The 19,918-nt window shown below is 65.6% G+C and carries 17 protein-coding genes; 3 read left to right on the top strand and 14 right to left on the bottom strand.

Going from position 1 to position 19,918, the window contains the following annotated elements; translation table 11 throughout:
• Positions 1-65: 65 nt before the first annotated feature.
• The 14 genes from PHA81_RS14370 to PHA81_RS14305 form a co-directional block, all read right to left on the bottom strand.
• Complete coding sequence (locus PHA81_RS14370) at positions 66-2,705, bottom strand: xanthine dehydrogenase family protein molybdopterin-binding subunit (RefSeq protein WP_273837334.1); 2,640 nt, start codon at positions 2,703-2,705, stop codon at positions 66-68.
• Positions 2,705-3,268 (bottom strand): (2Fe-2S)-binding protein, encoded by a 564-nt coding sequence (locus tag PHA81_RS14365; protein WP_005042317.1) that lies wholly within the window; start codon positions 3,266-3,268, stop codon positions 2,705-2,707. The genes PHA81_RS14370 and PHA81_RS14365 overlap by 1 nt, the downstream gene beginning before the upstream one ends.
• A gap of 141 nt (positions 3,269-3,409) precedes the next feature.
• Positions 3,410-4,627: a CaiB/BaiF CoA-transferase family protein gene (locus PHA81_RS14360; RefSeq protein ID WP_005042320.1), complete on the bottom strand. Its 1,218-nt coding sequence runs from the start codon at positions 4,625-4,627 to the stop codon at positions 3,410-3,412.
• Between the two features lie 76 nt (positions 4,628-4,703).
• Complete coding sequence (locus tag PHA81_RS14355; protein ID WP_005042323.1) at positions 4,704-5,468, bottom strand: cyclase family protein; 765 nt, start codon at positions 5,466-5,468, stop codon at positions 4,704-4,706.
• A gap of 66 nt (positions 5,469-5,534) precedes the next feature.
• The gene (locus PHA81_RS14350) at positions 5,535-6,296 is read right to left on the bottom strand and encodes an IclR family transcriptional regulator (protein WP_005042325.1); all 762 of its coding nucleotides are present in this window, start codon (positions 6,294-6,296) and stop codon (positions 5,535-5,537) included.
• Positions 6,297-7,154: 858 nt separating this feature from the next.
• Positions 7,155-7,928 (bottom strand): IclR family transcriptional regulator, encoded by a 774-nt coding sequence (locus PHA81_RS14345; RefSeq protein WP_005042328.1) that lies wholly within the window; start codon positions 7,926-7,928, stop codon positions 7,155-7,157.
• Between the two features lie 84 nt (positions 7,929-8,012).
• Positions 8,013-9,413: an MmgE/PrpD family protein gene (locus PHA81_RS14340; protein WP_152424456.1), complete on the bottom strand. Its 1,401-nt coding sequence runs from the start codon at positions 9,411-9,413 to the stop codon at positions 8,013-8,015.
• A gap of 115 nt (positions 9,414-9,528) precedes the next feature.
• Positions 9,529-10,962, bottom strand: coding sequence for an MmgE/PrpD family protein (locus tag PHA81_RS14335; RefSeq protein ID WP_206536842.1), 1,434 nt, complete (start codon positions 10,960-10,962; stop codon positions 9,529-9,531).
• Between the two features lie 2 nt (positions 10,963-10,964).
• Entirely contained in the window at positions 10,965-11,675 is a 711-nt protein-coding gene (locus tag PHA81_RS14330; RefSeq protein WP_206536843.1) for an ABC transporter ATP-binding protein, read from the bottom strand.
• Positions 11,662-12,528 carry an ABC transporter ATP-binding protein gene (locus PHA81_RS14325; RefSeq protein WP_005042338.1) on the bottom strand — a complete coding sequence of 289 codons (867 nt, stop codon included), beginning with the start codon at positions 12,526-12,528 and terminating at the stop codon, positions 11,662-11,664. The genes PHA81_RS14330 and PHA81_RS14325 overlap by 14 nt, the downstream gene beginning before the upstream one ends.
• Entirely contained in the window at positions 12,528-13,697 is a 1,170-nt protein-coding gene (locus tag PHA81_RS14320) for a branched-chain amino acid ABC transporter permease (protein WP_005042340.1), read from the bottom strand. Before PHA81_RS14320 ends, PHA81_RS14325 begins: the two co-directional genes overlap by 1 nt.
• Complete coding sequence (locus PHA81_RS14315; protein ID WP_005042342.1) at positions 13,694-14,686, bottom strand: branched-chain amino acid ABC transporter permease; 993 nt, start codon at positions 14,684-14,686, stop codon at positions 13,694-13,696. The genes PHA81_RS14320 and PHA81_RS14315 overlap by 4 nt, the downstream gene beginning before the upstream one ends.
• A gap of 70 nt (positions 14,687-14,756) precedes the next feature.
• Positions 14,757-16,160, bottom strand: coding sequence for an ABC transporter substrate-binding protein (locus PHA81_RS14310; RefSeq protein ID WP_049909947.1), 1,404 nt, complete (start codon positions 16,158-16,160; stop codon positions 14,757-14,759).
• A 96-nt stretch (positions 16,161-16,256) separates the two neighbouring features.
• Positions 16,257-17,696, bottom strand: a complete 1,440-nt coding sequence (locus PHA81_RS14305) for an FAD-dependent oxidoreductase (RefSeq protein ID WP_005042346.1) — start codon at positions 17,694-17,696, stop codon at positions 16,257-16,259.
• A gap of 96 nt (positions 17,697-17,792) precedes the next feature.
• Here PHA81_RS14305 and PHA81_RS14300 point away from each other — a divergent pair, with 96 nt between their 5' ends.
• The 3 genes from PHA81_RS14300 to PHA81_RS14290 are packed head-to-tail and all read left to right on the top strand — an operon-like array spanning position 17,793 to position 19,887.
• Positions 17,793-18,176, top strand: a complete 384-nt coding sequence (locus PHA81_RS14300) for a nuclear transport factor 2 family protein (RefSeq protein ID WP_005042350.1) — start codon at positions 17,793-17,795, stop codon at positions 18,174-18,176.
• A complete protein-coding gene (locus PHA81_RS14295) occupies positions 18,173-19,174 on the top strand; it encodes an LLM class flavin-dependent oxidoreductase (protein ID WP_005042351.1) in 1,002 nt (333 codons plus the stop codon). Before PHA81_RS14300 ends, PHA81_RS14295 begins: the two co-directional genes overlap by 4 nt.
• A 47-nt stretch (positions 19,175-19,221) precedes the next feature.
• A complete protein-coding gene (locus tag PHA81_RS14290) occupies positions 19,222-19,887 on the top strand; it encodes an isochorismatase family protein (RefSeq protein WP_005042353.1) in 666 nt (221 codons plus the stop codon).
• Positions 19,888-19,918: the final 31 nt, after the last annotated feature.

The raw sequence follows: 19,918 nt of genomic DNA, 5'->3' as shown, positions 1-19,918 counted from the left end.
TGTTCGCGCTCAACAACATCAAGAAACTCGCCAAGACGCTATGATCGTACTCCCGTACCGCATTTTCAATAGAGCACGTCTTCCGACGTTTGCAGGCCTTCGGCCTGCTCACCACCGCCAGACCTCCGATCTGGCGAGGATCGCGCGCCTTCGGCGCGCTCACCGCCATCGGTCTCCGCACTCGCGGCGTCCTCGGATTCGGCAGTTGTCGGCTCGCTATTCGACTGCGCGTCGCGGACCCAGTCGTGAACCCGGTTCGGCGTCGCAGGGATCCGATCGGCGACGACACCGAGCGGTTCGAGCGCGCGATTGATCGACGACGCGATGCTCGCGGGGGCGTCGATCATCCCGCCCTCGCCCGTGCCTTTCGCGCCGGTCGCGGTGAACGGCGAGGGAGTTTCGGAGTGGTCCATGTCGATGTTCGGGACGTTCTTGATCGACGGCAGGAGGTAATCGAAAAACGTTACCGCCTGTGGCTGGCCCGATTCGTCGTAGCCGAACTCCTCCATCAGGGCGGCCCCGATACCCTGGGCGATGCCGCCGTGGGCCTGTCCCTCGACGATGACGGGGTTCAGCTGGGTCCCGCAGTCCCGGAGCGTGTAGAATTTCAAGATCTCGACCTCCCCCGTTCGCGTATCGACCTCGACGATCGGCGCGTTGACCGCGAACGCCGCGGTCGGATACACGGGGAACTTGCCGGCGAGCGCCTCGTCGAACTCCGAGAGCACGGTGGCAGGATGCTCGTAATCGTAGCTCGCCCGCGTGAGCCGGTCGCTGCCACGGCCACCCGCCGCGTCGATCTCGGCGAGAGTCGCGAGATCGAGCGAGCCGTCGCCGTCGCGGCGCTCGACGGCCCCATCGCGGTACTGGACCGCGTCCTCGTCGACGCCCCACTCCTCGGCGGCGAGCGTTTCGAGGTTTTCTTTCATCGTTGCACCGAGCCCCTGGGCCGCCCCCGAGAGCATCACCGCCATCCGGGAGGCAGCGCTGCCGTACTCGGTGGGGGCTGCAACGCTATCCAAATACTCGACTTCGATCGTGCTCGGAAGCACTTCGAGCTCGTCGGCGAGCAGCTGGGTGACGATGGTCTGGTGGCCCTGGCCCGACGAATCGGTGGCCAGAAACGCGCGCACGTCCCCTTCACGGGTAATCTCGGCACGGAGGTGTTCGGGGAGTTCGGCGACATCCTCGCGGTTCCGGTCGTCGAGGGCGTCGCGATCGGTGCGTTGGCGGTCGGTCCAGTCCGACCCACTCGCGCCAGGTTCGATGTGGAGGGTGTAGCTCACCCCACGATACTTCCCCTCATCGCGGCGCGCCTCGACCGTGTCGAAGTCGAGAAGGCCGCCGTCGACGGCCTCTCGCTCTTCTACGCGATCCCGGAGGTGATCGAGCGCCGCCGGGTAGTCCCCCGAGTCGTAGATGTTGTGCGAGGCGATCTCGTGAGGCATCTGATCCGGCGTGACGAAGTTCATCCGGCGGAGTTCGGCGGGATCGAGATCGAGTTCGCGGGCGGCCTCGTCGACGATCATCTCGATGGCGTAGAGGTGTGGCGGAACGCCGAATCCCCGATACGCCGTCTGGGAGGTCTTGTTCGTCAGCACGAGGTCGTAGTCGTACCGCACATTGGAAATGTCGTAGGCGTCGGTGAGCACCGAGAGCGGTTTGAGCGCCTGGTTCACGGGATAGTGGGGCCACGCACCGAAGTCGTCGACGAACCACGTGTCGAGTCCCTGAATGATGCCGTCGTCGTCGACCGCGAGCCGGACCTCGTACTCGCGGTCGGAGGAGTGCATGTCGCCGCCCTGGAGGTTCTCGACGCGATCTTCGACGAATTTTACAGGAGTGCCGTCGAGCTGCTGGCTCGCCATCGCTGCGAGACAGCAGTACCGGTGGATGGCGATCTTCGTGCCGAAGCTCCCGCCGACGTCGGCGGGAACGTCGAGCGAGACGCGCTCAGGGGGATAGCCCAGCGTCTCGTACACCGTGTCGTCGACCAGCGTGTGGAGTTGGATGTTGCAGTCGATCGAAAAGGCGTCGTCCTCGGTGTCGTACTCCGCGACGACGCCCCCGGTTTCGAGAGGGACGCCCGAGATCCGGCCCCACGAGTACTCGCGCTCGATCACGCGGTCGGCGTCGGCGAACGCCGCGTCGACGTCGCCGAAGACGAACTCCTCGCCGTCGGGGACGTTGGTACCAACGTCCTCGTGAATGATCGTCTCGTCGTCGAGCGCGTCACGGGGATCGACCACGGGATCGAGTGTCTCGTACTCGACGTCGATTTCGTCCACGACGTCTTCGGCGGCGTACCGATCGGTGGCGACGACCGCTGCGACGGGTTCGCCGACGAACCGCACCCGATCGACCGCGAGCGACCACTCCTCGAACCCGGGGAGACCACAGGGCATCGGATAATATTCTTCCTGGAGATCCGCGCCGGTCAGCACGAGTTCGCAGTCGGGGTGATCCTCGGCGGCGCTCGTGTCGATCGATTCGATTTCGGCATGGGGGTGGGTCGTCCGGAGGAGTGCCATATGGAGACAGCCCTCGGGCGTGATGTCGTGGACGTACTCGGCCTCGCCGGTGAGTATGCGGTGGTCCTCGACGCGTTCGAGTCCCGATCCGGTGAACGATTCCGAGCGCCCGTCCGTGCCCGCGTCGGCACCCGGCTCCGGAGCGGACTCGGGACCGGTTTCGGCCCCCGACATCAGTCCACCTCCGCGTCGGTGTCGGCGTCCACGTTCGTCGCCGAACGCTGTCCGCCGTTCGTGTCCATCTCGTCGGCGGCCCGATGGACTGCGTCGTAGATGTTCTGGTAGCCTGTACACCGACAGATGTTGTCCGCGAGCCCCTTTCGAATGGCTTCGTCTGACGGATCGGGGTTCCGTTCGAGGAGGTCGCGAGTCGCCATCACGAACCCGCTCGTGCAGAAGCCACACTGGAGCGCGTGCTCCTCGTGAAACGCCCGTTGAACCGGGCCGAGATCGCCGCCCTCGGCGAGTCCTTCGACGGTCCCGATCTCGCGACCGTCGGCCTGGACCGCGTAGACGAGGCAGCTCTTCACGATATCGCCGTCGAAACTCACTGTACACGCCCCACAGACACCGTGTTCGCAGCCGACCCGGACCCCGCGGAGACCGCAGTGATTCCGGAGGAAGTCCGAGAGCTTCAGCCGGGGCTCGACTTCGGCTTCGACTGTCTCGCCGTTCACCGTGAGTGAGACCTCTCGCGTCGGTCGACCCACGGCGTCCTCAGGCGTATCAGCACTCATGATCGACCATGACGTGGATGATGGTCGATACCGTGTTAAAGCTTTCCGCGGTAGCAGTTCCCTTCCGATTTCGGTGGTTCGGACGGTCGGTCGGAGCCATCGAGAAGAGGCGATCGGCGGGAGATGGTCGGCGGTCCCGACTCACTCAGACGTGTCGGCCTCATTACCGACGACGCCACGCTCGAACAGCCGGTCGATGGCCGACTCGTCGTAGCCGGCCTCCCGGAGTATCTCGCGAGTGTGCTCGCCGAGGCGTGGCGGTGGCGATCGGAAGCCGCTCGTCGCGTGTCGGAAGTTGAGCGGGTGTTCGATGACGGGAACCTCGTGGCCATCATTGCCGGTGACTGTGCCCACGACGTCGCGTTCGGCGGTCTGTTCGTTGTAGAGCGCGTCTTCGACGCCCTGAACCGGGGCTGCGGGGATACCCGAATCGACGAACAGATCCAGCCACTCGTCGGTCGGCCGGTCCGTCAGCGTCCGCTCGATCTCGGCCTCGAGATCGTTCATCGACTCGACTCGATCGGCGTTGGTCGCGAACCGCTCGTCCTCGGCGAGATCCTCGCGATCGATCGCTCCACAGAACGCTCGCCAGAGTTTCCCGTTGAGGCAGGCGACGTTGATGTGGCCGTCGGCGGTCCGGAAGGTCTGATACGGTGCCAACACCGGATCCTTCGTTCCCATCCGCTGTGGCTCCTCGCCAGCGAACACCTTCCCGGCCTGTTTGGTGAGCCACGGCAGAGTCGCGTCCAACATCCCGAGATCGATATACTCGCCCTCACTGGTGGCTGTACGGCGGTAGAGCGCGGTGACGATCCCGAAGGCGGCCCACATCCCGGTAACGAGATCGGTCATCGGTAGTCCGACCTTCGCGGGTCGGCCGTCGGGATCGCCGGTGACGTCCATGATCCCGCTGAGCCCCTGGACCAGCAGGTCATAGCCCGGTCGCTGCCGCCACGGCCCGGTCTGGCCGAACGCCGAGATGGCACAGTAGACGATCTCGTCGTTTTCGGCCGCGATCCGGTCGTAGTCGACGCCGAGCCGTTCGGCGGTCCCGGGCCGGTAGTTCTGGATGAACACGTCGGCTTCGCGCGCGAGATCGTACAGCGCCTCGCGGCCCGCATCGGATTTCAGGTCGAGTTCGACGCTCCGCTTGTCGTAGTTGACCGTCCAGTAGTACGGCGACTCGCCGTCGACGAACGGCGGTCCGGAGTGGCGGATGTCGTCGCCAGCGCCGGGCCGTTCGATCTTCACCACGTCCGCACCCTGGTTCGCGAGCATCAGCGAGCAGAACCCACCGGTCACGAACGTCGACAGATCGAGGACGGACACACCCTCCAGTACGTACCCGGAAGCGTCCATGCAATTACTTGGCGCACCGGGGTGTGAAAAGTGTTGCCTGCCAGCACCCCTCCCCTGTCATCGGGGCGGGAGCCGCTCAGGCTTCGGTGAACGCGACGCACCGACAGACGCTCGACTCGCCGCCGCGGAATCGCCACGGGAACGTCCCGATCTGCACCCGTTCGTTCAAGAGCTCTTCGGGGACTTGAGCGTTCTCGACGTGGACGATCCCCTCGGGGAACAGTTCAGTATGCATCAGCTGGTAGCCCTCCGGCGGGAAGATCTCGTCGAGATCGCCGACGCCGAGATGGTCTGCCGCCTCGTCGGCGAGCTCCGGACGGACGTCCCGGACGACGGTGTTCATCGGGTGGTCGGCGCTCCCACAGTCGAGGATCAGGTAGTTGAGTTCCTTCTCCGCACACCACTCGGCGAACTCCTGGTTGGGGCCGGGATGTTTGCAGAAGAACTTGTGCGGGTCGGCGTCCTCGCGGTGCCACGCGTGCTGTTGATACCCGGTGTGGATGAAGAGGATGTCGCCCTCCCGAACGTCGACGGCGTCTTCAATCATCTCGCTGGTGTAGACGTCGTAGTCCCCGACTTCGTCGGAGATATCGGCGATGACCGCCTCGCCGACGAGTTCGTCGAGCGGCATGCTCTCGATGTCTCGGCCGCTCGCGACGAAATGTTTCTCGCCGTCGAGATGAGTTCCTGTGTGATTCATGAACTCGATCTTCTGGCCGTTGACCTTCTCGGTGTCGAGGCTTTTCTCGTACCACACCTTCGGGTTGTCGTAGGTCGGCCACGCTGGCGTGTGCTCACACCACGGCTGGGTCAGGTCGTGCATCTCGTACCCGTCTAGCATACGCTCTTCTGGTTCTCGCCCCTCCTATAAAAATCCGTGCCGTGGATCGTGCAGCGTCGTCCCCGGTCACTGGTAGGCGATGTTGAGTTCGAGCTCGTTGGTCGCACCGAGCAGGAGCGAGGGAATCTGCTCTTCGAGTCGCTCGCCCTCCATCCGGTGTATCGGGCCGGAGATGCTCAGTCCGCCGATCACTCCCCCTTCGGGACCCGTCACCGGCGCACCGACGGCGCGGAGCCCCTCGATGATCCCTTGATCGTTGATGCTGTACCCCCGCTCGCGGGTCGCCCGGAGCTCGCGATCTAAGGCCTCGCGCGTCGAGAGTGTCTTCGGTGTGACGGACGCGAGCCCACGACGATCGGCGATCCGATCGATGGCCGCCGATGGAACCTCCGAGAGGATCGCGAGCCCGGCCGCACTCGCGTGGATCGGGACGCGCTTGCCGGGGTGGGTGTTGGCCTCGACCGCGTGACGACCCGAGTGCTGGTGGACGTAGACGGCTCGCCCGTGTTCCTCGACCATGAACTGGACCCGTTCGTCGACTTCGTCGGCGAGCTCGACCACCTTCTCCTTCGCGAGTCGATACTCGGGTTGGCACCGTCGAGTGAACTCGCCGAAGTCGAGGAATCGGAGCCCGAGGTGGAACCCGTCGTCACGCTCGACCACGTATTCCCTGTCCTCCAGGGTCCGGAGGTGTCGGTGAGCCGTACTCTTGCTCACGTCGAGTTCGGTCGCAACGGTGGACAGCGTCGCCGCCCCGTGTTCGCGAAGCAACTCTAGGACGTCGAGCGTCCGTCCGACCGCACCGATCGTTTCACCATCTGTCGCCATGCGAGAGAGTGTATCACGCGATTCACCTAAGTGTTCCGCATCGTGGGACGTTCAGAACTCTCAGTACAACCCGCTGCAACGTACTGTATCCGACTTCGAAGAGTTATTTGACTCCTCACACGAGTTCCACGATATGGTACGAGACACGCGCCGCAAGTCGACGTCGAGACGGCGTCTTCAACCCCTTGTTGAAGCGGTGTCCAGTGGATCTCAGGAAATCGAGGTACGACAGCGGCCCGAGTGCGAGGTTAGAATAACGTCGGATCGTTTCGTCATATGGTACGGCTATCAATGTATGTAAGCACGCGTTGTAGATCGGCGATACCAAGCGATGGTCGGCGAGTTCGCCTCAGCGAGAGCAAAAAGCGATCAAGGCGTAAGGTGGCCGTCCATCGGGAGCATTCGTTGGCCGCGATTCCAGACCAACGAAGTCGAAGACCGATCGTCGATGGATAACCTAACGAAAGAACGTTCTACAGAGCGGAACTCGTGACTGATAGGGGAATCGAAGTCAGGCCTGGTGTGAGTCGTCTCGATGTCTCTCGTGATCCGATCGCTCTCACCTCACGGGGTCGAACCACTATACGTCATCACCATCACGACCGCTAACAAGGATATTGTTGTTACAAAAGTGGGGCAGAAACCGAACGACGCTTCCAGCTCGACAGCAGATGGCGCTATCTCCATCGGCTCTGTAGGCCTTGGTATCGAACGGTTCCGATTCATGGTTGGTGTTCACATTGTAACCGTCCGTCTTATCGCGACGTCGAAACGATCGATCGTATGTCTCGCCAGCAATCTTGGCCGTTCATCGGAAGCGTCTTGCCACGCGTCGGAGTCGTCTCGAAGCGGCGAATATCAGGAGTACGTCGCGCGAATTCCAATGATCCGCGCCGCCTGGGTCACGATCTCAGGAACTTCCTCGCGGTACCACTCGTCGGCCATGCGCGTCGTTGGCCCGGAGACGCTGACCGCCGCCAGGATTTCGTCATCGTCGCCGAGGACCGGTGCGCCTACCGCTCGCATCCCAATCAGCCGTTCCTCGTCGTTGAACGCATACCCCCGCTCCCGGATCGTCTCAAGCTCTCTTTCGAGCTCGTCCCAGTCGGTGAGCGTTCGACCCGTGCGCTCGTCGAGATCGAGTCGTTCTCGGAGGTCGACCAGTTCGTCCGCCGGAAGGTGGGCGAGGTAGGCTTTTCCGACCGCCGTCGCGTGAAGATCGACGGTTGCACCGATGTGTGAATCGGTCTGGACCCCGCCCTCGGCCTTCGTCTGGTAGATGTACACGCCTCGGCCCTGCTCTTCGACCATCAGCTGGGCCCGTTCGCCGACCGCACTCACCAGTTCGTCCATCTCCGGTTTGGCGATCTCGTAGAGGTTCCATCGCTGCCTCGCAGCGTTGCCGAGGTCGAGAAACCCCAGACCGAGGTAGTAGGTGCCCTCGTCCTTCACGACGTAGCCCGACTCCCGGAGCGTCTGGAGGTGGTTGTGTACCGTACTCTTCGATCGTCCTACCTCTTCGGCTAGGGTCGTGATCGTCGCCCCGCCTTGATCCCGAAGCAGTTCGGCGATGGCGAACGACGTTTCGGTAGCGCCGATTCGCTTTTTTGTGACGGCCGGTTCATCGTTCATGATTCATAACGAGGGCAGCGTCGTAATAGCTCTTGTCGTTCTGTTCACCACTGACGAATCAAAATTCCGGTAGAGTAAATAAAGCTACGCTGTTTCGGCCCGGAGTGCGGCCGTCACCTCACGGACGGGCCGCGAGTCGATGGTCGTGATCGCGTTCATCGCCCACTCGACGTCGCTCCCGTCGAGACCGTGCGCGAGCAGTTCACGCTGTCGCGTCCGTAGCGCTGACTCGTCGATCGGATCGCGGTGATCGCCTCTGGGGAACGACCGTTCCCCAGTGAGCTCAGTGCCGTCCGCGAACTGGATGGTCGCGGCCGCACCCCACGCCTCGGGGACCCCCTCGTCGAAGCGCTCCGCCCGCACGAGACGGACGCTCTCGGCGATTTTCTTGACCTCGGGGTCCACGATGGCGGTCGAGGAGAAGTGTTCCAGCCGGAGGTCGCCGCTCACGAGGTAGCGCGCGAGGACGTACGGCGTGGAGAACTTCGCGGCCGTGAAACTCTCCGGGGCGGGGTTCGCCATGTCGGTCGCGTTGGCGAACGTCTCGATCTCGATCGATTCGACGGTTTCGGGATCGATCCTGTTCTCCGAGTTGTTCTCCTCAATGGCCTCGCGAAGCGCGTCGAGCGGTGGGTGAGTGTACCGACACGACGGGTACGGCTTGAAGTAGTTCCGCGTGATCTCCCACCGTTCGCCGAGCGACGCGAAACTCCCCTCGAACTCGCCCTCGGGGAGCAGCGACTCGAACGGGTCGTACACGACGCCGATCGCGCTCGCCGAACCAGTCAGCCCCGTGAGGGCGGTCCGTGCAGCGCTCACGCCGGCCTGGGCCGAGAAACCCGCGGTGAAGTTCCGGGCTGGCGGTCCCTCCTCGTAGGGGTCGTGCATCGAGATCACCGCGAGGTTCGCCGCGATCCGGAACGTCTCGCGGAGCTCTTCCATACTTGCGCCGAAACACTGCGCGGCCGTCAGCGCTGGGCCGACCGTGGTCCACGCCGCGTGGGGATCGCGGAGCAGCCACGGCGTCGCGTCGTTGAGTCGGTCCTTCATCGCGAAGATCACGCGTTCGAGCCGGACGCAGAGCTCGTACGAGCGGGCGCAGGCGTCGACGAACGTCGCGCCACTCACGGCTGCGGCCTCCGCCGCGGCGAGGCCGCCGGCGACGATCCCACTCCCGACGTGACCGCCCGTGTCGTGGCCCTCGTCGGTCTCTTGAGCGATCGCCGCCGCCCCGTTGCAGAGTGCGGCGGCCTCGGGCGTCGTGGTTCGGGCGGTCCCGAGGACGGTCGCCTGGCCGTCACCGAAGTCGGCGTTCGCCCCGACCGCGCCGACGCCAGGGGCCGCGGAACCAGCTACGGTCGCACAGAGCACGTCGCCGACGGTCGTCGCGGCGTGGGCGCGGACGTCGTCGGGGATCGGTTCGTCGAGGAACTCGTAGACGTGCGCTTCCCACTCGCGCACGGCGTATTCGGTATTGTCGGTCATGATATTGGCAGCCTTCGGTGGTGGTTGGATACCGGTCGCGACGGACAGCGGCGTCCGAATCGGTTCCGCAAGTGAACGGCCACGGGTCCGTCGGCCGGTCGCGGACAGCGACGACTCATCGGTCCGGGTGCTCGCCGCCGCGGACCATCGCACAGAGCACCCGTGGCGGTGCGGGGTCGCGGGCCGCCGTCCAGAGCCGGTCGGTCCGCTCGCTGCCGATCGCGGGACCGACCAGCGACTCGAACTTCGCCCGCAGTTCCGACGGCTCGAACGGGTCGGCCTCGCCACCGCGCGCGTGCCGCACCGCGGCGCTGGCCTCGGTTCCATTGGCGAGCGTCACCGTCACACGGGCCCCGCGTTCGTCGGGTGCTCGCGCGTCGATCTCGTCCTCAACGCGGACCGCCACGCGCTCGGCGAGCGCGAGCGTCTCCGGGGCGACGGCGTCGTTCGTGAACGCCTCGGCACCGGTCGAGCCGGTGCGGAGCGCCGTCGCGACCGCGAACGGCACCGAGAACTTCGCCGCGAGCGCGTTTCGTGGGTGTGGATCGTCGAGCTTCGCGGCCGCAGCGTACGTCTCGACGATCACCTCCTCTACCTCCTCGGCCGCTGGCTCCCCGTCGATCCCGTCGAGCGCCGCCGCGAGCGCGTCCAGCGTCGCGTGGGTGTACCGACAGGCAGCGTGAGTTTTGAAATACCCCTCCGAGAGCGTCCACCGATCGCCGAGGTCGGCGGCGAGACGCTCGCGGACGACGCCCGCCGCGCTGGCCGACGCGAGGTGGGCGGCGATCCCGTCGTCGAGCTCGGTGAACCCTGCCCGCGCCTGATCCGCCGCGATCAGCGAGGCGAGGTTGCTCATGCCTGCGTAGGAGTTCCTAACTGTGGCCCCTGCCGTCGCGGCCGCAAAGCGAGTGTGCTGGGCGTAGTTGGCGGCGATCGAGAGCGCCGTCCGGGTCGTCGTCGCGTCGTAGCCCCGGAGCCGGGAAACGGCGGCAGCGCCCCCGACCACCCCCCAGACGCCGTGTGGGTGGTACCCCTCTGCGAGCGGCTGGACTGCCTCGGCGACCCTGACGGCGGTCTCGTAGCCTGCCACGAACGCCACGAGGAATGCCTCGCGGTCGGCGTAGCGCGTTTCGGCCTCCGCGAGGAGCGCAGGGAGAACGTGAATCGCCGGGTGGCCTGCGGCGAACCGATGACCCTCGTCGAGTTCCAAGACTGTGCCGCTCGTCGCGTTGAGGAAGGCCGCATGGTGTCGGCTCGCTCGTCCCGCGTCGGCGGCGAGGATCGTCGCGTCGCCGGTGTCGTCCGCCCGCTCGCGCCAGGCCTCGCGGAGGCGTGCCACCGCGTCGTCGCTTGCGCCGCCGATCACGACGCCAAGCGTGTCGGCGACCACGAGCCCGACGCGGTCCTCGACCGACGGCGGAACGGTCTCGCTATCGAGCTCCGCGACCCACGCCGCGAGGCGGTGGGTGTGTTCCTCGTCGGCTGTTCCGTGGTCCATCTCCCTGTCGTTCGGGCGAGTACGTTCGGCGTGGCGAGCGTCGTCGTTCACGATTACACCCCGAGGTACGCCTCGACGACGCCCTCGTCGTCAAGCAGCTCGTCGCCGGTGCCGTCGAGCGTGATCCGGCCGTTCTCCATCACGTAGCCCCGATCGGCGAGTTCGAGCGTCTGCTGGACGTTCTGCTCGATGATCAACACTGTGAGCCCCGAGTCGTGGATCTCGGCGATCGTTCCGAACATGTCCGCGACGAGTTGCGGGGCGAGGCCGGTCGAGGGCTCGTCGAGCACGAGGAGGTCGGGCGCACCCATCAGGGCGCGCGCGAGCGTCAGCATCTGCTGTTCGCCCCCGCTCATCGTCCCGGCGCGCTGGTCGGCGCGCTCTTCGAGCCGCGGGAACAGGTCGAACGCCTCCTCGATGGTCGATCCCCGATCCGCCTTCGCATCGTCGGTCTGTGCTCCGAGGAGGAGGTTCTCCCGCACGCTCAGCCCCGTAAAGAGGTCGCGGTCCTCGGGAACCTGGACGATTCCGCGCTCGACGATCTCGTGTGGGTCTTCGCCGCCGATTTCGTCGCCACGATACCGGATTGAGCCACCCATCGACTCGACGATCCCCGCGATCGCCCGCGTCGTGGTCGTCTTCCCTGCACCGTTCGAGCCGACGAGCGCGACGATCTCCCCCTCCTCGACAGTCAAGTCGACGCCGTGGAGCACCTCGATCCCGTCGTAGCCCGCTCGGAGGTCGTCGATCTCAAGCATCGCCATCGTGGTCACCTCCCGCCTGCTCTCCGTCGGTGGTCGTGGCATCACTCGTCGCCCCGTCGTCCCCATCGGCGTCGACGTCGCCGCCAATGTACGCCTCAATCACCCGCTCGTCGCTCGCGACTGCCTCGGGTGAATCGAACGCGATCGCCTCGCCGTTGTCGAGCACTGCCACCCGGTCGCTAACGCTCATGATGGCCTCCATGTCGTGTTCGATGAGCAGGATGCTCGTCCCCGATTCCCGAATCTCGCGGAAGAGATCGAGCATTCGCTGCGTTTCGGTCGGCGTCAATCCGGCCATGATCTCGTCGAGCAGCAGGATCGACGGCTCCGTGGCGAGCGTCCGAGCGAGTTCGAGGCGCTTCTGGTCGCCGACCGTGAGATCGCCCGCACTCTCCGCGGCGCGCTCGTCGAGTCCGACGAACGAGAGCTGTTCGCGCGCGATGTCCTCGGCGGGTCCTCTCCGGCGCGTGTGGATGTGTGCCCCGACGAGCACGTTTTCGAGGACCGAGAGCTCCTCCAGCGGGCGTGTGATCTGGAACGTGCGAGAGAGCCCGCTCCGTGCGACCCGGTGGGCGGACTTGTTCGTGATCTCCTCGTCGCCGAGGTGGACCGTTCCCTCGGTCGGCGCGAACACGCCGCTGATACAGTTGAACAGCGTGGTCTTCCCCGCACCGTTCGGTCCGATCAGTCCGACGATCTCCCCGCGGCGGACGTCAAGGGAGACGTCCCGCAGGGCGACCAGGCCATCGAACGTCTTCGTGACGTCGGTCGCCCGCAGGAGGGCCTCACCCTCGTGATCGGTCGTCGTCGATGCGTCCGTGTCGGTCGTTTCGTTTGGTGTGTCGGTCGACATCAGTCGTCCTCCTGAGTGTCGGCGTCGGGGCTCGTCTCGGGTTGCTCCGGTGTCTCGGTTGCCTCGGCCGCTCCGGTCTCGGCGGTCGTTCCCATCCCGTCACGGCGCGATCGATCGCGGAAGGCGGCCACGCGCCGTCTCGCCATCGCCGGCCACTCCACGACGCCCTTCGGGCTGTAGATCACGATCACCACGAGGAAGATTCCGTAGATGATCCGGTCGAGACCACTGATATCGCTAAAGGTGGTCCGCGCGATCTCGCTGATCGGCGTGACGACGAACGATCCCACGATCGGCCCGATGAGCGTACCGGGACCGCCGACGACAGCAGGCAACAGGAGTTCGACGTTGAGGAAGAGCGCGAACACCGTCGATGGGCGGATCGTATTGAAGTACATGCTCCAGAATGCGCCGGCCCACGCGGTAAAGAAGGCGCTCACCCCAATGCCGAGCATCTTGTAGCGGTAGGCGGGCACACCGAGGCTCGCCGCCGCCCGCTCGTCCTCTCGAATCGAGAAGAAGTACAGTCCGATCCACGAGCGCTTGATCGCCCACGACACAGCGGTAACGATCACGAGGAAGGCGAGGATGACGTAGTAGTACGGCAGGTCACTTTGGAACTGAAACGCCACGAGGCCGAACGTCTCGCCGTAATCCTGCGGGAACGGCTTGAAGTAGCCGTTCGCGCCGTTGAGCTCCCCCGCATTGACGACCATGAACCGGAGCAGTTCGGCGAACGCGAGCGTCGCGAGCGCGAAGTAGTGGCCCTGAAGATCGTACCGAAAGCAGAGGTAACCGACACACAGCCCGTAGATCCCGGCGAGGACGCTCCCGATCAGCATGCCGACCCACGGGTTGACCGCCAGATCGACGGCGAGCGCCTGGGTCGCGTACGCACCGATCCCGAAAAAGGCGGCGTGGCCGAAAGAGAACTGGCCGGTGTACCCGGACATGATGTTCCACGCCTGGGCCGAGTACGCAAACACGAGGGTAAGGATGAGGACTTGGAGGCTGAGCGTCGCCGCGAGCTCCATCCCCATCACGTCGATCTCGATTACGTATGGAAGCACAGCGAGGAAGCCGAAGCCGACGAGCGCCTTCACGACGGTGGCGTACCGTCGTTCGGAAAAGGACGCGTAGCGCTGCCGGAGCGAGTCGAGCGCGCTCACGACGACGACCCCCCGAACAGCCCTTCAGGTTTGAGGAGAAGCGCCGCTATGAACAGCAGGAAGATCAGTACTTGGGCGGTCGTACCGGGAAGGTAGTACGACCCGAACACCTCGACGAGCCCGATGAACAGCCCGCCGACGAACGCCCCCGTAAACGATCCGAGCCCCCCGAGGATGACGATCACAAAGGCGTTGATGAGATATGTCTCGCCGGTGAAGGGGTCGAATCGTTGAAAGAGCGCGATCGATCCCCCCGCGATCCCGGCGAGCGCGGCCCCGATCCCGAAGGTGAGGTAGTTGATCCGGGGGACATCGATCCCGACGTACCGCGCGCCGTCGCGGTTGTCGGCGGTGCCCCGGATCGCTCGGCCGAGGTCGGTGTACTGGAGGAACGCCCGGACCGCGAGCATCGCGACCACCGCGATCAGCAGGGCGTAGAACTGGCCGAGCGGAACGAACACGCCGCCGAACGTGAGTGTCCCCACGTCCAGCGGGATGTCCTTCGGGTTCGGCGAGAAGACGATCTCGATCGCGGACTGGAGGATGAACAGCACCCCGAGCGTCGCGATAAGCTGGTTCTGCTGGGGAGCCTCGATGATCGGCTCGATGATGGCGACGTGGATGAGAACCCCCAAAACGAACAGCACGATAACGGCGATCGGCAGGGCCAGGAAGGGGTTGATTCCGAACGTTTCCGTCGACCACCAGACGGCGTACATCCCGACGACGAGGAAGACGCCGTGGGCGAAGTTGATGACGTCCATCACCCCGAAGATCATCGTCAGGCCGAGGGCGGTCAGCGCGTAGACGCCTCCAAGCAGGAGGCCGAATACGAGCAGTTGTACGAGGATCGGCTCGAGCGCGAGGAGATCTGCGATGAAGTTCGCGAACGGGTCGACGAATCGATTGACGATCCCCGTCTGTGCGGGCGATTGTACCGAAGCGAGTGCAGGCAGTAGGGTCGAAGCGAGTGGGAGTGTCGTGGGCATGGAGTGTGATCAGGCTGTGAGACGGGCGCGACCGCGCGAGGCCGAGACCGCGGGAGTCGCGCAGGTTGGTTCAGTTCGACGAGCTTTCGACGATCGGTTCTACCCCCGCGAACTCCTCGGGGTAGACGACGTTGATCGTGCCGTCCTGTACCTGGTTAACCGCGGCGAGCGCGTTCTCGTTCTCGCCGTTGTCCTGGAACGTAATCGGACCCATCGCGGCGATGTGGTCCTTGTAGGTGAGCGACTGGAGCGCCCCGTTGATCGCCTCGCGCTCGGTGCTGCCGGCCTGCTCGATCGCCTCGATGATGACCTCGCCCGCGGTGTACGCCATCCCGACGCTCGCGCTGAACGAGCCCTCGTACGAACTGTTGAACTGCTCGCGCACTTCCTGGGTCTTGTCGACCGTCGGGTTCAGCGCGTAGTTGTTGTCGAGGACGCCGTTCGCGAACTCGCCGACGTCGCTCACGGCCGCGTCGTCGGTGAACGTCGCGCTCGCACAGGCCGTCAGGTAAGGCGGCCGGTAGCTCTGGTTCTGCATCGCGTCCACCAGCGTCACACCGCCAGGCACGTACGTGGTCGCGATCACCGTGTCGGGATCGGCCTGCTTGAGCTTCGAGACCTGCGTGTTCGCGCTGGAGGCCCCGAGTTCGAGCGCGGTCTCCGTGACCACCTCGACGCCGTTTTCGGGGAGAGAGCGCTTCAGGTTCTCGTTGATCGACTGGCCGTAGCTGTTGTTCACGTAGAACAGCCCGGCGGTGCCGATCTCTCCTCCGTTCTGGCGGATGACCTCGGGAACGAGGTTCGCGTAGTCCATGGCCATCCTCCGCGCCGGGGGCTGTGGCCGGTAGACGTAGTTGAATCCCCGTCCACGAAGAATGTCCGTCGCGGCCGCGACCGAGATCACGAACGGGGTCTGTCGGCGCTCCGCGACCTGCGTCGCCGCCGTCGTCACCGGCGAGGCGAAACAGCCCGAGACGACCTTCGCCCCCTCGTCGATGAGCTCCTGGGTCACTTGGCCACCGAGTTCCTGCTGGCCCTGATTGTCGCCCTCCAACACGCGCACCTGTGCGCCCCCGAGTGACTCGATGCCGCCCGCCTCGTTCTTCCGCTGGGCGGCGAGCTTGATCGCGTTGTTCATGCCGACGCCCGTCGACGCGAGCGATCCCGAGAGTGGATGGTTCGACCCGATGAGGACCTCCTCCGTGCTGCCGCCGGCGGAGCCGCTCGTCGTTCCACCTTCACTGTTGTTCCCGCTACCGCCGGTGGTCTCCTCACCACCTTCCGTCCCCTCGCCGCCAGTGGTTTCCTGTCCACCACCGTCGCCGCCACCGCCGCTGCCGTTCTCCCCGCTGCCACCCGCGTCGTCGCTAGAGCAGCCGGCGAGGCTCGCCAACCCCGTGACGCCGGCCGCGCCAGCGTATTTGATGAACCGTCGCCTGTCCGCCGATGCCGGGGGCTTGTTACTTCTGCGCATGCTACACGCCACCTTTTCGGGCCATCACATAAAACACTTACATTCGATCTTCGACAGGTCGTGTCACAAAAGAATCACGAGCGACGAGCCGATCGGTCAGTCCGCGTCGAGCGATCGGCGCGCGTGGAGCCCTGCGAGACGGCCGAGACCCAGCGCCGTGGTCAGCCCGTTCCCGCTGAGATATCCGCCAGGCCCGTGGCCGCTGATCCCGACCGCACAGCCCCCGCCGGCGTACAGCCCTTCGACCGGCGAGCCGTCCTCGCGGAGCACCCGACCGTGTTCGTCCACGACGAGCCCACCCTGAGTGTGGAACAGCGCGCCGGTGACCTCGGCCCCGTAGAACGGTGGCGAGAGGGTGTTGACGCCGTCGGTACGACCGGTTTCGTCGGGCTCGTCCGCCGCGACCGCCTCGTTGTACCGCTCGACCGTCGCCGCCGTCACATCGGGGTCGCAGCCGAGATGGTCGGCCAGGGCCTCGACCGACTCGGCTTCGTGATAGGCTCCCAGCGACACGGCCTCGTCGAAGTCGTCGAACTCCCCGTCGAGACGGTCGAAGATGCGCTCGTCGAAGACCTCGTAGGCGACGTTGTCGGGCTGGCGGAGCACGTCGACCGCGAACGCCGAGTAGCCGGCCGATTCGTCGCCGAAGCGCTCGCCCTCCCTGTTCACCACGATCCCGCCGTTCATGACCACGGCGTACGTCGAGAGCGCCCCCGTCTGGTAGGCGACGGTCGCGTGGCCCTGATAGGCGTCCATGCACGCGAGGTCGCCCCCGAGCTCGGCCCCCCACCGGATCCCGTCGCCCGTGTTGCCGTCGGCCCCGAAGTAGAGCGCCTCCTCAATCTCCGCGCACCACTCCGTCACCATCCGTTTGTTGCCGGCGAACCCGTCGGTCGCGAGGATCACGCGTTCGGCCTCGATCGACTCCTCGCGGCGCTCGCCGGCCACGACGCCAGCGACGCCCGCCGCTCCGTCGTCGGCGACGAGCTTCGTGACAGGCGCGTTCGTCAGGAGTTCGACGTTCTCAGTCGCCTCGATTCTGTCTTTGAGTTCTGCAACGAGGTTCTCCCCGTTGCGGCCGGGCGGGGCGTGCATCCGGTACTCCGAGTGCTTGGGGTATTTGAAATCGTCCACGAGCGAGAGCGAGACGTCCCATTCGTCGACAAGCCAGTGGACGAGGGACGCGCTCTCGGCACAGAGGTGTGACACCATCGATTCGTCGGCCTCGCAGTCGTTCTTCGCGAGGATGTCGGCGGCCATGTCTTCGGGGTCGTCCTCGATTCCCGCCTCGGCCTGGTAGCGCGTTCCCGCTGCGGGGATCATCCCGGTCGAGAGGGAGGTGTTCCCGCCGACCGCGTCGGTCTTTTCGAGGACCGTCACCTGAAGATCGGACTCGCTCGCCGCGAGCGCCGCGACCAGCCCCGTCCCGCCGCCGCCGGCGATCAGCATGTCGGTACTGACGTCCCACTCGACCTCGCTCGCGGGAACGGTCTCGGTACGGTCGTCTCGCAGCGTCGGCTGTGCCGACTCGCTCATGTCCCACGCTTGGGGTGCATATGCGTAAAGCTACCGCACATCGAGACAGCGTGGCCGAAGGAGATAGGTCGTTGCGGTGTGAACGATTCGAGAGGCATGAGCGACACACCAGCCCCGCGTGCCGTCGCCGAGGCGTTCTTCGACCGGATGGCCGACGACGACCGCCGGCGGACCGCCGGCGAGCTGTTCGTTGCCGAGCCGACGATCACGCTTCCTGGCGCGTCGTTCGCCGGCGAGGACGCTTTCGCGGCATTCCTCGATCATCTCGCCCCGCGCTACGAGCGGGCGACCAAGACGTTCGACCGCTGGATCGAGTCGGGGTCGACGGTCGTGAGCATCGGGACGCTCTCGGGCGTCGACAACCGTGGCGAGGCGTTCGAAGGCGTTCGCTACATCGACGTCTACGAGGTCGCGGACGGCCGGATCGAGCGCCTCGATATCTGGAACGACCTCCTCGTGGCGGGGGTCGTCGATTCGTGACCGACCGTATCGGGGTGCTCCTCTCGCTCCGCGACGACCTCGATCTCGTCCGACGGTCCGAACGGTTGGGCTACGAGAGCGTCTGGGCCGCCGAAGGCCAGGGCCGGACGGCATTCGGCAAGCTCGAACGGTGGGCGACCGCGACCGATCGGATCGGCCTCGCGACCGGGATCGTGAACGTCTACTCGCGCACGCCCGCGGCGCTCGCCCAGGCGGCGGCGACGCTCGACGCACATTCGGGGGGCCGGGCGATTCTCGGTCTCGGCGTCGCCCACCCCGGCGTGGTCGAGGGATTTCATGGTACGGAGTTCGATCGCCCGCTCGCGCGCATGGCCGAGTACGTCGATCTGGTCCGGCGGTACCTCCGGGGCGACGCCGACGGCTTCGACGGGGAGTTCTACACACCGGAACGGACGCGATTCTGGGACGCCTTCGAGCCGGAGCGGGCGAAAATCCCGATCTACAACGCGGCGCTCGGCGAGGGCAACGTCACGCTCACCGGCGAGTACGCCGATGGCTGGCTGCCGAACCTCTACCCGCGACCGCGCTTCGAGACGGCAACCGGGTGGCTGGCGCGCGGGGCCGACCGGGCTGGACGGGACGTCGAGGAGATCGATGTCGCGATGTACGTCCTCACGAGCGTCGACGAGGATCCGGCGAAAGCGCGCCGCGCCGCGGCCGAACACGTCGTCTACTACCTTCGGCAGATTCCGGGGTACTACGGCCGGGTCGCCGAAGAGGCCGGCTTCGCGGACGAGGTCGCGGCGATTCGAGCGGCGAATTCGGACGCGACGGCCGCCGACCGAGTGAGCGAGGAGTTCCTCGACCTCGTCGCAGTGGCAGGAACGCCCGACGAGGTGCGAACAGGGCTGTCGACGATCCGTGAGATGGGCGTCGACCTGCCGATCGTGCGTGCGCCCGCCGGCGTCGAGGACGAGGCCGTCCACCGGATGCTCGAAACGTTCGCCCCCACACCGTCGGGGGAGGACACGACGTGACGAAGGCTTATGTCGATCGGCGAGAAACCGATTCGTGATTCGTTCGCATGACCGAGCACATCTGGGACGACCTGCTGACCGAACGGGATCGCCAGGTCATCAAGAAAGCCGGCTACGACGAGGCCGGCGCGTCGAGCTGGGACTCCCGCGGGCTGGGGACCGATCCGCTGGTCCTCGTCATCGACGTCCAGCGCCTCGTCGTTGGGGAGGACGAACCTATCCTCGACGCGATCGAGGACTACCGGACGGCGATGGGCGAGATCGCGTGGGACGCGATTGAGGAGATCGGGCCGTTCCTCGATTTCGCCCGCGAGCATGGCCTCCCCGTCGCGTACACCCGGGTCGTCCCGACGAGCTACGATGACCCGGATCACGAGGACCTCGACATCGTCGAGACGGTCGCCCCCGAACCGGGCGAGACAGTGATCGATAAGTCATACGCGAGCGCGTTCTACGGCACGGACCTGCTCTCGCGGCTCGTTCGTGGTAGCCACGATTCGGTGATCATCGTCGGCAACTCCACGAGCGGGTGCGTGCGCGCAACGAGCATCGACGCCCAGCAGAACGGGTTCGACGTGATCCTCCCACAGGAATGTCTGTTCGACCGGATCGAGGCCTCTCACAAGGTCGCGCTGCTCGATCTGTGGATGAAGTACGCCGAGGTACTGGAGCGAGACGAAGTCGAAACGTACGTCGAGGAGATCACCGAATGAATGCAGGAATCACTCCCGGACGACTCACTTC

This window comes from Halococcus sp. PRR34 (assembly GCF_028617175.1).
Lineage (GTDB): Archaea > Halobacteriota > Halobacteria > Halobacteriales > Halococcaceae > Halococcus > Halococcus salifodinae.
This window is presented reverse-complemented; position numbering and strand designations above follow the sequence as displayed.